This is a genomic window from Thermobacillus composti KWC4, assembly GCF_000227705.2.
GTDB classification, from domain to species: domain Bacteria; phylum Bacillota; class Bacilli; order Paenibacillales; family Paenibacillaceae; genus Thermobacillus; species Thermobacillus xylanilyticus.
This window is the reverse complement of record NC_019897.1, coordinates 1,517,204-1,529,056: the sequence shown is the minus strand read 5'-3', so window position 1 is coordinate 1,529,056 and position 11,853 is coordinate 1,517,204. Positions and strand designations below refer to the sequence as shown.

The 11,853-nt window shown below is 63.1% G+C and carries 12 protein-coding genes and 1 pseudogene; 7 read left to right on the top strand and 6 right to left on the bottom strand.

Annotated features, from left to right (window positions below; genetic code table 11):
* Positions 1–66 precede the first annotated feature (66 nt).
* Together THECO_RS07115 and THECO_RS07110 are read left to right on the top strand one after the other, a co-directional pair.
* Positions 67–1,230 carry a GGDEF domain-containing protein gene (locus tag THECO_RS07115; RefSeq protein ID WP_015254371.1) on the top strand — a complete coding sequence of 388 codons (1,164 nt, stop codon included), beginning with the start codon at positions 67–69 and terminating at the stop codon, positions 1,228–1,230.
* A 58-nt stretch (positions 1,231–1,288) separates the two neighbouring features.
* A complete protein-coding gene (locus tag THECO_RS07110) occupies positions 1,289–1,999 on the top strand; it encodes a TraX family protein (protein ID WP_015254370.1) in 711 nt (236 codons plus the stop codon).
* 10 nt (positions 2,000–2,009) lie between these two features.
* Here the strand turns inward: THECO_RS07110 and THECO_RS07105 are convergent, their stop codons facing one another.
* On the bottom strand, positions 2,010–2,273 hold the full coding sequence (locus tag THECO_RS07105; protein ID WP_015254369.1) for a hypothetical protein: 264 nt from the start codon (positions 2,271–2,273) through the stop codon (positions 2,010–2,012).
* Between the two features lie 149 nt (positions 2,274–2,422).
* Between THECO_RS07105 and THECO_RS07100 the strand changes: the two genes are divergently transcribed.
* Positions 2,423–2,653, top strand: a complete 231-nt coding sequence (locus THECO_RS07100; protein WP_015254368.1) for a hypothetical protein — start codon at positions 2,423–2,425, stop codon at positions 2,651–2,653.
* 63 nt (positions 2,654–2,716) lie between these two features.
* Here THECO_RS07100 and THECO_RS07095 read toward each other — a convergent pair whose 3' ends face one another.
* Positions 2,717–3,715, bottom strand: a complete 999-nt coding sequence (locus THECO_RS07095; protein WP_015254367.1) for a glycosyltransferase family 4 protein — start codon at positions 3,713–3,715, stop codon at positions 2,717–2,719.
* Positions 3,716–3,881: 166 nt separating this feature from the next.
* Here THECO_RS07095 and THECO_RS07090 point away from each other — a divergent pair, with 166 nt between their 5' ends.
* Both THECO_RS07090 and THECO_RS21050 read left to right on the top strand, forming a co-directional pair.
* Positions 3,882–5,375 carry an RsmB/NOP family class I SAM-dependent RNA methyltransferase gene (locus THECO_RS07090; RefSeq protein WP_015254366.1) on the top strand — a complete coding sequence of 498 codons (1,494 nt, stop codon included), beginning with the start codon at positions 3,882–3,884 and terminating at the stop codon, positions 5,373–5,375.
* A 150-nt stretch (positions 5,376–5,525) separates the two neighbouring features.
* Positions 5,526–5,618 (top strand): sporulation protein YjcZ, encoded by a 93-nt coding sequence (locus tag THECO_RS21050; RefSeq protein ID WP_083883146.1) that lies wholly within the window; start codon positions 5,526–5,528, stop codon positions 5,616–5,618.
* A 95-nt stretch (positions 5,619–5,713) separates the two neighbouring features.
* Here THECO_RS21050 and ltrA read toward each other — a convergent pair.
* The 4 genes and pseudogenes from ltrA to THECO_RS07070 all read right to left on the bottom strand — a co-directional run bounded on the left by ltrA (position 5,714) and on the right by THECO_RS07070 (position 10,732).
* Positions 5,714–7,104, bottom strand: a pseudogene (gene ltrA / locus THECO_RS07085) (group II intron reverse transcriptase/maturase).
* A gap of 460 nt (positions 7,105–7,564) precedes the next feature.
* Positions 7,565–8,371 (bottom strand): Cof-type HAD-IIB family hydrolase, encoded by an 807-nt coding sequence (locus THECO_RS07080; protein WP_015254364.1) that lies wholly within the window; start codon positions 8,369–8,371, stop codon positions 7,565–7,567.
* Positions 8,372–8,405: 34 nt separating this feature from the next.
* Positions 8,406–9,167: a pseudouridine synthase gene (locus THECO_RS07075; RefSeq protein WP_015254363.1), complete on the bottom strand. Its 762-nt coding sequence runs from the start codon at positions 9,165–9,167 to the stop codon at positions 8,406–8,408.
* Entirely contained in the window at positions 9,167–10,732 is a 1,566-nt protein-coding gene (locus tag THECO_RS07070; RefSeq protein ID WP_015254362.1) for an RsmB/NOP family class I SAM-dependent RNA methyltransferase, read from the bottom strand. The genes THECO_RS07075 and THECO_RS07070 overlap by 1 nt, the downstream gene beginning before the upstream one ends.
* Before the next feature lie 122 nt (positions 10,733–10,854).
* Between THECO_RS07070 and THECO_RS07065 the strand changes: the two genes are divergently transcribed.
* Positions 10,855–11,352, top strand: a complete 498-nt coding sequence (locus tag THECO_RS07065; RefSeq protein ID WP_015254361.1) for a thioredoxin family protein — start codon at positions 10,855–10,857, stop codon at positions 11,350–11,352.
* Positions 11,349–11,843, top strand: coding sequence for a PCYCGC motif-containing (lipo)protein (locus THECO_RS07060; RefSeq protein WP_015254360.1), 495 nt, complete (start codon positions 11,349–11,351; stop codon positions 11,841–11,843). Before THECO_RS07065 ends, THECO_RS07060 begins: the two co-directional genes overlap by 4 nt.
* The last annotated feature ends 10 nt before the right edge of the window (positions 11,844–11,853 follow it).

Sequence of the window (11,853 nt, the reverse complement as noted above, 5' to 3'; positions counted from 1 at the left end):
AACCATGATATAATAGAACATATGTTTCTGTAAAGGAAGCCATTACGCCTGCTCGGAAGGGATAACATGACCGCTGCATTTGAATGGATACTGTCGCCCGCCGGACGGATCACCTGCGCCGCCTCGGCGCTCACCGTCGCCGGGCTTCTGATCTTCATGTCCGTCCTCCAATGGAGAATGAACCGCCGGCACGCCGCTTACCGTCTGCTGATCGTTGCGCTGCTGCTTGCGCCGGCGTCCTGGATCGAACCGGCCGGCGCCGCGCGGGACGCCGTTTCGGCCGGCGCCGGTCTCCTGTCTTTCATTCTCGTCAATTTCGCCGTGCTTGCGCTCTATGTCACGCTTCGCCGCGGCGACAAATGGATGCTCGCGGCGCTGACGGTGCTGGCCTCCGGCGCGGCCGCTGCGCAATTCGGCCTGGACGCGGGATGGTTCAGCGGAGGCGGACAAGCCCCGGACGCGGCAGGCGAAGCGGGCGTCTTCCGGCCGGTGGATCTCATCTTTCTGGTCATCTCCGGCCTGATGCCCGCCTATATCCTGCCCCGCATCGGCCAGAAGGCGAAAGTTGCGGCCGCGCAAGCGTTTTATTTTCTGGGCCGGCTGATCGCCATCGCGGAAACCGGATCCGGTTCGGCGCTTCCGGCATGGATCCCGGCGGCCGGGCTGCTGCTCATGACGTTTTACTACCATCTGCTGTTCTTCATCCTGTTCCGGCGCACGCTGGAACGGATGCAGTCCGTATACATATCGTCGATCAAGGACGGCCTGACGGGCCTCTACAACCGCCGGCATTTCCTGAAGAAGACGAACCGCTACGCCGGACTCGGCCTGCCGGTGTCCATCCTGTTCTGCGACATCGACAACTTCAAGAAGCTGAACGATACGCAGGGACATCACGCCGCGGACGAAGCGTTGAAGAAAGTGGCGGCGATTCTGTCCGAAGAAGTGTCGGGCGTCGGCACGGCCGGACGGTTCGGCGGCGAGGAGCTCGTCGCTTCCATCGCCCGCCCCGGCGCCGATCCGGCCGCGATCGCCGAGACGATCCGGCAGCGCGTCGAACGGGAGACGACCGTTACCGTCAGCGTCGGCGTATGTCCGGCTGGCGCGGACCTGTCGGTGGAAGATGCGATGCGCCGCGCGGACGAGGCGATGTATATATCGAAGACGACGGGCAAGAACAAGGTGACCGTCCACCGCCCGTCCGCCGCCGCGGCCGGCCAAAAGCAATAAAATCAGCATGCCGCCCGCATGCTGATTCCGAGAAGTCCCCGCTCCGGGAGCGAAGACGATGCAATTTCTCGCCATGTTGACGATGCTGATCGATCATCTCGGCATCGTGCTGTTTCCCGAAACGCCGTGGCTCCGCCATATCGGCCGGCTGGCGATGCCGCTCTATGCGTATGCGCTCGTGCTCGGATACGGCAGAACGCGCAGCTTTCGCCGCTATGCGCTGCGGCTTGCCGCCATCGCCGTCCTCTCGCAGCTTCCGTACCAATATGCCTTGATGGAGCCGGACGAATCGTTCGAGTTCAACGTCGTCTTCACGCTGCTCGTCTCGCTCGCCGTCCTGCGCCTGGTCGACCTTTCCATATCGTCAACATCCGCCCGCGATCCGCGAACCGGGGCCATTGCGCATGGCGGCTCCCACGGTACGGCATGGCGGCTGATGACCGCTGCGGGCATCGCCGCAAGCGGATGTCTGCTGCTGGAACTGCTTCCCTTCGATTACGGCGCCTACCTGCTGCTGCTTGTCCTGATCTATCGCTGCACCGCGGGACAGGTCGCAACGGCGCTTCATTTTTTCCTGAACGCGCTGTATCTGCTGCTCGGGTTCCCGCCGTACCAGATGTACAGCCTGCTGGCCACGCTGCTCATCGCCCACGCCCCGAAGGCGCTCGATGCGATCGGCCGCATCCGCATTCCCCGCTGGCTGTGGCTGTCGTTCTATCCGGCGCACCTCGCCGTGCTCGCCGCCATCCGGCTGCTTGCTGCGGGCTGACCGCCTCGCTTCAAGCCTTCAGCGTCCGCCAGGCCGCATCGACAAGCCGATCGAAGGCTTCGTCGTTTTCTTCGAGATACGCTTCCACCTGATCGATGTCGCGCTCGCTCCCGGACTCGTTCATGAAAAACAGCCCGTACGCCCAGTCTTTGCCGTCCTTGCTGTGCAGCGCCGCTTCATACGGATGCCGGTGCCCTTCCACTTCAAACCGCACCGAGCCGACATAGCCGTCGTCCGTCCGCCGCATTTCCGCTTCGAGGATGTTGAATTTCATGTACTTGCCCTCCTTGCAGGTTTTGTGAATATTTTGTGAACTTTTTCGCCCGGAGCTGCATTTGTCGCAATGTTTTGAATCATTTTTAACACAGTTTTAATCTAAATTCGTTATAATGGCTCCATAGTTTTCGCAGGGAGAGATTTGCGATGAGAACGTTCATTTCCTTGCATGATCGGCCGATTCCCGTATATATGCAAGACACGAATTCCAAGAAGGCGCTCGAAATGCTGGGCGAGGTGCTGAACCGGAAGCTTGCGACCGGCAAGGCGGCGCTGCGCCGCTGCATCCAGTCACTCATCAGCATCGAGATCATCGGCAGCGAAGCGACGCTGCATGCGATGAGCGAGCAGGACACGCGCACGATTTCACTGTATTGACGGACTTCCGTCATTCCCTCCATCCCGGGCGGACGCCGCCAAGGCGTTCGCCCTTTTCCGTTCCTAACCGATCCACTCCGCGAAAAATTTCCGATACCCTTCCCGCATCACCCGTTCCGAGAAACGTTCGAACGCCCGCTCGCGGTTGTCTTCCGACACGGCCGCCGGCGCGGCGAGCGCCATGTTGACCAGTTCGAACCAGTTGTCCGGATTGCCGGCGAACGCGTGGCGGCCGGAAATATGCCCGTAGCACGGATGGTCGGGCTTTACGATCAGCTTGCCCATCGCCATCGCCTCCGCCAGCGGCATCGCGAACGTGTCGAACACCGAAGTGCTCCAGTAAACTTTCGCCGAGTTCATCAATCTGAAGATGTCGTCCCGGCCGAGCGCGAACATCAGCTTCACGTTCGGCGGAATGTCGTATTTCTTCATGCTCTCCTTGTACCGGAGGCCGCCGAACACCATGACGACTTCCGCGTCCGGATGGGCTTTGGCGTATGCGATCGGAATCTCCGGCCGCCGGTTCGGCTCGTCCCGCCCGATCCAGAGCACGCGATTCTTCACGACGGCTGACGGGTCGTAATGCCGCCGCGCCAGCTCCTCCTCGAATCCGATCGGAATGACGTCCACGTCGGTGACGCCGAAATCTTCGGCGAACCGCCGCTTGAGATACTCCGTGTGGACGATCGCCTTGTCGACGATCGAGTAGAACGGCCGCATCATGTCGGCGCCGGTGAGCGCGGGATGCGGGTACGAATGCGGGAACAGCACGCATTTGTCGATGAACAGCTTCAGGAACGTAAACCCGGACACCGTGCAGATGACGTGGTCGATGTTTTCCCTGTACAGCTGGTCGAGCACGATGTCGTAGTTGACGAGATCGCCTTTCTCGTATTCGAATCCCGGCGCCTGGTCATATCCGCTCACAAGGCGCTCCGGCTGCACGAACACGATCTCGATCCCTTCGTCCGCGGCGATCGCCTTGAGGCGCTCCGCGTAAATGCGCGGGCCCTGGGCTTCGGTGAACTGAATCTTGCGCATGACGAGTCCGACTTTGGTCAACGGAAGTTGGCTCCTTTCCGGGTGGGACTTGTCCAGATATTTCGATCATATAACGATCTGTTCGTGAAGGACAGACCCGCGGTTCGCCCGGCGTTCGTGCGAATCCGCAGGCCGCTGTGGTATAATGCGTTCGATCGACTGCAAGCAACGGAATGGACTGAGGACATTGAGCAATCGGGACAAAAAAACGAACGAAAACGTCATGCCGGCCCCCGTGACGAAGCTGCCCGCCGTCTCCGACAGGCACGATGCGGACGAGGAAGCGCCGGGCGCGGCGGACAGGCCGCCGCTGCCCGCAGCGTTCGTCCGCCGGATGGAAGCGCTGCTCGGCGAAGAAGCCGGGGCGTTTCTGCGCGCCTACGGCGAACCCCGGGCGTACGGCCTGCGGCTGAACGGCCGCAAGCTGGCCGATCTGAGGCTGGAGCCGGACAAGCTGCATCGGATGATCGGCCTCGAGCCTGTGCCCTGGTGCCCCGGCGGCTTCTACTACGCTCCGGAAAGCCGCCCCGGCCGCCATCCTTATCATGCGGCGGGATTGTACTACATCCAGGAGCCTTCCGCCATGTCGGCGGCGGAGCTGCTGGCCCCGCAGCCGGGCGAGCTCGTGCTCGACCTGGCGGCCGCTCCCGGCGGCAAGGCGACGCAGATCGCCGATCGGCTGGCCGGGCAAGGCCTGCTCGTCGCGAACGAGATTCACCCCGCCCGCGCGCGGGTGCTCAGCGAGAACATCGAGCGGATGGGCATCGCGAACGCGGTCGTCACAAACGAACCGCCCGACCGGCTGGCGAAGCGGTTCCCCGCTTACTTCGACGCGGTCATGCTCGACGCCCCGTGCTCGGGCGAAGGCATGTTCCGCAAGGACCCGGACGCCGTCCGCGAATGGTCGGAAGCGGCTGTCACCGCCTGCGCCGTCCGCCAGGCCGGCATTCTGGACGAAGCGGCGAAAATGGTCCGACCGGGCGGCCGGCTCGTATACTCGACCTGCACGTTCAACCGCGAAGAGAACGAGAAGACGATCGCCCGGTTCCTCGAGCGGTGGCCCGATTTCGAGCTCAGGCAGTCGCTGCGCCTGTTCCCGCATCGGGAGCACGGCGAAGGCCACTACGCGGCGCTGCTCGTCCGCAGGGAAGACGCGGACGAGGGCGGACGGGCGGCCGCCGGGGCGCACGCCGGCTGCGGGCGCAAAGGCGGACGCGACGCCGGCAGGCGCGATCGCAGCGGCTTCGCCCGGTTCCGCGCCTTCGCCGCGGAGGCGCTCCCCGGCTTCTCCCCGGACGAGGATCTGCCGGGCGGCGGCCCGCTCGCGTTCGGCCAGCAGCTGTACTGGCTGCCGGACGGCGGCGGCCGCTTCGCTCCGCATCTGCTGGACGGGCTGCGCGTGCTCCGGCCGGGCTTGCATCTCGGCGACCTGCCGAAGGACCGGTTCGAACCGGCCCATGCGCTGGCGCTTCACCTCCGTCCTTCGGCGGCGCGCTGGTGCCTGCCCTTCGCGGCGGACGCGCCGGAGACCGCCGCCTGGCTGCGCGGCGAAGCGCTGCCGGCGGACGCGAATCTCGCCGGCTGGGGGCTCGTCGCCGTCGACGGCCTGCCGCTCGGCTGGGGCAAGGCGAGCGGCGGCCGCATCAACAACCGGCTGCCCAAGGGCCTTCGCCGCCCTTGATCCGCCCTTGTCCGCTCATGCCCAAAATTGAATGCCGCGGGGCATTCGTCCAAACGAACCCCATCCCTCGCCATATTATACTTTAGACCGGATGACGCGGGGGAAAGAACGACGCCCGCAACCGGAATATGCGTTCAGGGAGGGTGTTACATGTCCGGTGTAGGTGGAGCATTCACGTCCACGGGTGTGATCCTGGTTCTCTTCATCCTGCTGGTCATCGTATCCCGCGGCATTCTGTACTGATTCCTTCGCGAACCGAAATCGAGTAGGAGGGGGCGGCTAGCCCCCGACCTCTCACACCACCGTACATGCGGGTCCGCATACGGCGGTTCCGAAGGTTAACAAAGCTCAAGGTAACGAGAAAGCAGACTTTTCAGCCCTTTCGCTTCCCAGTAGGAAGTCGGAAGGGCATTGTTTGTGTTACGGGACATTTCCCACGGACCACGGCGTGAGTTCGCCATCATTCGAGCCGCCCATTCGGGCACGCCGAGTGCACGGAGATTACACAATCTGGTCTTGGGTCTCTTCCATTGTTTCCACAGACACATGCGTAGTCGCCTGCGAATCCATGCGTCGAGGTTACCACAGTGGTTCTTGGCGGCAGCCAGACGGAAATAACCGATCCATCCCATCATGAAGCGGTTCAGTCGGTGAATCCGTTCTTCCATCGTCAGCGGGCGCGAGCGGTCCGTTATCTCCCGGACTTTCTTCTTGAAACGCTGAATCGTCCTGGGAGCCAGACGGATTGTGGCCTGCTTGTTCGACAGGAAGCTGAAGCCGAGGAACTTTCGGTTCCACGGCCGGTCTACCGCGCTTTTGTCCCGGTTCACCTTCAGTCTCAGCTTTCCTTCCACAAATCGGATGACCGATTCCATGACCCGTTCTCCGGCCCGCTTGCTGGCCACGAAGATGTTGCAATCGTCCGCATAGCGGACGAAGTGCAGTCCTCGTCTGGTCAGTTCTTTGTCCAAATCGTCCAGCAGAATGTTGGCAAGCAACGGGCTGAGCGGGCCGCCTTGCGGCGTGCCTTCTTCCGACCGTACGACCACACCCCCGGCCATCACCCCGGCGTTCAGGTAAGCGCGAATCAGTTTGAGCACGCGCTTGTCGTCTATCCTCCGCGCCACTCTTGCCATCAGGATGTCGTGGTTCACACGGTCGAAGAACTTCTCCAGATCCATGTCCACGACCCAGCGGAGGCCGCTTTGGATATACTGCTGCGCTTGCCTTACCGCATCATGCGCGCGCTTGCCCGACCGGAAGCCGTAGCTGTGCCATGAGAAGTGCGGGTCGAAGATCGGCTCCATCACTTGCAGAAGCGCTTGCTGGAGAAGACGGTCCATCGCGGTCGGGATGCCGAGCAGCCGCACGCCGCCTCCGGGTTTGGGGATTTCCACCCGTCTGACGGGCGAGGGTCTGTACGTTCCCGCAAGGAGTGCGGCTTTCACCGCTTCCCAGTGTGTGTTCAGGTAAACCTGTAACTCCGTTACCGTTACCCCGTCCACACCGGGGGCTCCTCCGTTCTGCACCACTCTCCTGTAAGCCTTCAAGAGGTTCTCCCTTTCCAGCATCTTCTCCAGCAGGTCGTCCTGTGCTTTGCGAGAGGAAGGGGCGATTTGTGCCGGCAGCGGACTCGGCGCTTGCGTCTCCCTTGCGGCTTCACCGCTACTTCCCGCTGGCAGCCCTCTTGGGAGGTATTCTGCTGTCTATGCCCGTCGCGCGAACGCATCGGTTTCCTCTCTCCTTTCGGCTTAAGCCCTTCCGCTTTCCGGCGTCCCGTACTCGCGTACTATAGCCTCTGCTGACTCCTGCGGATTCAGCGCAGCCTCCCGGCTGCGGTTACGAAGTCACTTCGCGTATTCCGCAGGCCTCCCCGGATAAGAGCGTCATCTTTCCGCCCGCGACCACTGGAGTTTACAGGATTAGTCCTTGGCGGCTTTGGATTTCGTTGTGTGCTGGCAACTCATCCGACTAACCCTGCCTCGAATCCAGTTCGTGTACCTTGGCCCGTGCGTTTGCCTTAGGCTTCCTTCAGATTCGGCCTCGCGACCGACACCCTTGCCCTCGGCTAATGGCAGGCGCTCGCCAGCCCCCATTCCGGACTTTCACCGTAGAGATGACGCCCATGCCGGGCGTACAGCGACGAAATCCGCCGGCCTTCCGGCGGATTTCTCCATTTTCAGGGCGCCTCATGAACCCGGCTCGAACGCGTAGCGGCGGATCGCATGCGCGACGCCGTCCTCCTCGTTCGAGAGCGTCACGGCGTCCGCGGCCCGCTTCACCTCGTCCGGCGAATTGCCCATGGCGATCCCGAGGCCGGCGAAGCGAAGCATGTCGATGTCGTTGTAATAGTTTCCGACCGCCATGATGCGGCTCCGGTCGATGCCCCTGAGCGACGCCAGCCGCTCAAGCGCCTTCCCCTTGCTCACGTCAGATTGCTGCACGTCGATGAAAAGGTCTCCGCTCCGGATGCGGCGCAGCGGGCTTTCCCACGCTTCCCATTCGCGCTGCACGCGGTCCATCTGTTCCTTCGAGCCGAACGCCGTGAATTTCACCAGATGCGGCGGAAGCGGCTCCTCCGGCTGACGGCGGATCGGCTCGATGCGGTAATGGACGTACATCTCCTCCGCTTCGGGCGTGATCGATTCAATGTAGAGGTCAAAAGCGGTGTTTAGGTCAAAATGCACGCCGTTCTCGCGGCAATAGGCGATGTAGCGTTCAATCGTTTCGGGCGGAATGCTGCAGCTGTGCAGCACCTTGCGTCCTTCCGATTCCACCGTGGCCGCGCCGTTGTGCGTGATGAGCGTGCCTGCAAGGCCGATCTCCTCCAGCAGCGGAATCGAGTTGCTCGGCCCGCGGCCGGTGGCGAGCACGATCTCGGCGCCTTGCGCCGCCGCTTCCCGAACCGCTTCTCGCACCGCCGGCGTCAGCCGGTGCCGGTCATTCAGCAGCGTTCCGTCCACATCGATTGCGATCAGGTCGAATTTTCGGTTCATACTGCATTCTCTCCTCTCCCATCCGGTCCGACCGTCAACGTACGGACCATGCGCCCGCCGCGAGCGCGGCGAGCGCTTCGATCTCTTCTCCGGTCAGCTCGCGGTACTCGCCGGGCGGAAGCGCAGGATCGAGCCTGAGCGGCCCCATCGCGATCCGCCGCAGATGGACGACCCGCTTGCCGACCGCTTCGAACATCCGTTTCACTTGATGGAACTTCCCTTCCCGGATCGTGACAGAGACCCGTGACAGCGGGCCTTCCTCCGTCTCCCGCACTTCCGTGACGGCGAGCGACGCCGGCATCGTCCTGTATCCGTCGTCCAGCGTCACGCCCGCTTCGAATGCACGGACGTCGGCTTCGCCGACCGCGCCCGCCACGACAGCTTCGTACACTTTGTCCACATGTTTCCGGGGCGAGAGCAGCTCGTGCGCGAGCCGCCCGTCGTTCGTGAGCAGCAGCAGCCCTTCCGTGTCCTTGTCCAGCCGGCCGACGGGAAACGGGCTCCGCACCCGGTCTTCCGCCTCCAGCAGATCGATGACGGTCTTCTCCCGCGCGTCCTCCGTCGCCGAGATGACGCCCGGTGGTTTGTTCAGCATGAAATAAACAAATTCCCGGTACCGGACCGTCTTGCCGTCCAGGCTGACCACGTCGCCTTCGGGATCGACGGTCATGCCCGGATCCCGGGCCGGCACGCCGTTCACTTCGACCCGGCCGAGCCGGACCGCACGCTTGATCTCGCTGCGCGTCCCGCAGCCCGCATGGGCGAGCAGCTTGTCCAGCCGCATCCCGCGCGCCATCACATCCACCTCCATCCGGGCGCCCGCTCGTTGATGAGAAGGCCGTCCCGCAGCTTGCCCCAGCCGACGGGATAGCCGTCGATGCAGACGAGCGCGTAACCGGCCTCATCCGGCTGGCGCCCGTCTTCGACGGGCCGGAGGTTCAACCGCTCCGGCTCGAGCGGCAGCGTCTCGCCCTTCAAATATTTCAGCGCTTCCGGCTCATCTGCGCCGTATTCGACGCGCCGCGCGGCGTCTTCCGCCGCCAGCCCCATCGCCAGCGCCTGGGACGGCGCGAACCGTCCGCGCCTCGCTTCACCCAGGAGCCAGCCGTGGCGCACGACGCGCAGCCCGGACAGATCCGGCACGCCCGCCGGCTGCGCGTACAGCTTCTCCCCGACCGCAATCAACCGGCCGGGCAGGTCGCCGAGTCCGGGCAACACTTCCGCCCGGAATGACCGCCAGACTTCCGTAGGATCCGCTTCCTGTCCGCTCATGGCATGTCCGCGCTTGCCCGCTTTGCCGCCATTCCCGCGTCTTCCGGCATTCGGCCGCGTCTTCAGGCGAGGCCTGTCGGGCTTTCCGGAACCCGACGTTTCAGCCGGATCTTGCGGCGCCACCCCGACGTTCAAGCCCGGAGAGTCGCCGCCCTGCCGGCGCAGCACGGCCGCATAGTGGCCCTCGCCTTCGATGCGATGCGGCCAGAGGCGCACCGTACCGGCGACCGCCTCGACATGGCGGTGCTCGATCCCTTCGAGGCTTACCCAGTCCGGCCTGCCCGGCGCCCAGCCGTGCGCGGGCGGTACCGGCACGACCTCGAAATCCGGCCGCTCCGCGAGCAGTTCGGCGATCCGCTCCTCGTTCTCCTCCGGCGAGAACGTGCAGGTCGAGTAGACGAGCACGCCGCCCGGCGCAAGCATTTCGGCCGCATGGCGCAGAATCTCCCGCTGCATCGACGTCCAATGCGCCGCGGGATGCCGCAGCCAGTCGGCGATCATCGACTCGTCCTTGCGGAACATCCCTTCGCCCGAGCAGGGCGCGTCGACCAGAATGCGGTCGAAGAACGCGCGGAAGACCGGCACGAGCCGCTCCGGCTCCTCGTTCAGGACGACGGCGTTCCGGACGCCGGCCAGTTCCAGGTTGCGGGCGAGCGCCTTCGTCCGCTCGCGGGCGTTGTCGTTCGCAACGAGCAGCCCATGCCCCTTGAGCTTTGCGGCGATCTGGGACGACTTTCCGCCCGGCGCCGCGCAGAGGTCGAGCACCCGGTGCCCCGGCTGCACGTTCAGCAGCTCGGCCGGCGCCATTGCGCTCGGCTCCTGGATATAATAAAGCCCGGCGTGATAGTGCGGATGTTTGCCGGGCCGATCTTCTTCCGAATAATAATAGCCGGCCTCCGCCCACGGCACCGGCTTCAGGCCGGCGGAAAGCGGCGAGCGCATCCGGTACGATTCGCCGTCCGTCTTCAGCGTGTTGACGCGCAGGCCATACCGGCGCGGCGCAGCGTACGAAGCCAGCCAGTCGTCGAATTCATCGCCGAGCAGCGTTCGCATGCGGGCGACGAACAGCTCCGGCAGTCGGACGGTCATCAAAATTCCTCACTTTCTTAAATATTGTAACATCAATTTTGTTAATATAGATGGTATTATGTATAATAAGATCAGCCATCATGCCACCCATTATCGGATTATTGGAGGTTCAGCGTCAACCCATGCGGAAGAAAAGAAGCAAGATGCCTTTCATCTACGCGGCCGTCGTCATCGTCTTGTTCGGTGCCCTGTTTGCCCTGAAGTACATGAACCGCAGCGATCTGTTCGACAAGCCGGTGTCGGATCTCAACCCGGCGACGCGGGAACTGCTCGAAGATCCGAACTACCAGAACATCATCCTGCCCGGCAAGCTCGAGGAACGGATCGCCAGCGGCGAGCCGACGTTCGTCTACTTCTTCGCTTCGACCTGCGGCTACTGCCGCGAGACGACGCCGATCCTGATGCCGATTGCGGAAGAGCTGAACATCGACCTGCCGCAGTTCAACCTCGCCGAATTCCAGGAATATTACCGGAAATACAACATCGACTACACCCCGACGCTGGTCTACTTCGAGGATGGCAAGGAAGTTGCCCGCATTGAAGGCGGCATCGGCGCTGCCGGACATTCGGCCGACGATTACCGGGCGTTCCTGCAGAACCCGAAAGGAGACGCGTCATGAAGACGAAACGCGACTGGCTGCTCGGCGGCGTCATGCTGATGCTGGCGGCATTTCTGATCGTAACCGGATGCGGTTCCGGCAAAGATTCCGCCGGAGGCTCCGGCTCAAGCGAACACGCCGATCACGGCATGACAACCGAAGGCGAGATTCTCGAGACGACATCCGGTCCCGACGAACTGCCCGCATTCCTGCTGAATCATACGAACCGCACGGTCGACCTGTACGCCGCCTCCTATGAATACAGGGAAATTCTGCGCCAAATCAACTGCTACTGCGGCTGCATGAAATTGGACAACCCGCACGATTCGCTGCTTCGCTGCTACATCGCCGAAGTACGGGCCGACGGCTCCATCGTATGGAGCGACCACAGTGCGGCGTGCGGCATCTGCAAGATGGAGCTGGAAGACGTGATGGTGCTTGCCAAGCAAGGCAAGTCGACGGACGAGATCCGGGACACCATCGACGCCAAGTACAAACCGGCAGGCCTGTAATTCCGGTCCG

Bases quoted from the DNA above. Each gene is read 5' to 3' on its own strand.
- THECO_RS07115 (WP_015254371.1), top strand. From the start codon at position 67: ATGACCGCTGCATTTGAATGGATACTGTCGCCCGCCGGACGGATCACC.
- THECO_RS07110 (WP_015254370.1), top strand. From the start codon at position 1,289: ATGCAATTTCTCGCCATGTTGACGATGCTGATCGATCATCTCGGCATC.
- THECO_RS07105 (WP_015254369.1), bottom strand. From the start codon at position 2,273: ATGAAATTCAACATCCTCGAAGCGGAAATGCGGCGGACGGACGACGGC.
- THECO_RS07100 (WP_015254368.1), top strand. From the start codon at position 2,423: ATGAGAACGTTCATTTCCTTGCATGATCGGCCGATTCCCGTATATATG.
- THECO_RS21050 (WP_083883146.1), top strand. From the start codon at position 5,526: ATGTCCGGTGTAGGTGGAGCATTCACGTCCACGGGTGTGATCCTGGTT.
- THECO_RS07080 (WP_015254364.1), bottom strand. From the start codon at position 8,371: ATGAACCGAAAATTCGACCTGATCGCAATCGATGTGGACGGAACGCTG.
- THECO_RS07075 (WP_015254363.1), bottom strand. From the start codon at position 9,167: ATGGCGCGCGGGATGCGGCTGGACAAGCTGCTCGCCCATGCGGGCTGC.
- THECO_RS07070 (WP_015254362.1), bottom strand. From the start codon at position 10,732: ATGACCGTCCGACTGCCGGAGCTGTTCGTCGCCCGCATGCGAACGCTG.
- THECO_RS07065 (WP_015254361.1), top strand. From the start codon at position 10,855: ATGCGGAAGAAAAGAAGCAAGATGCCTTTCATCTACGCGGCCGTCGTC.
- THECO_RS07060 (WP_015254360.1), top strand. From the start codon at position 11,349: ATGAAGACGAAACGCGACTGGCTGCTCGGCGGCGTCATGCTGATGCTG.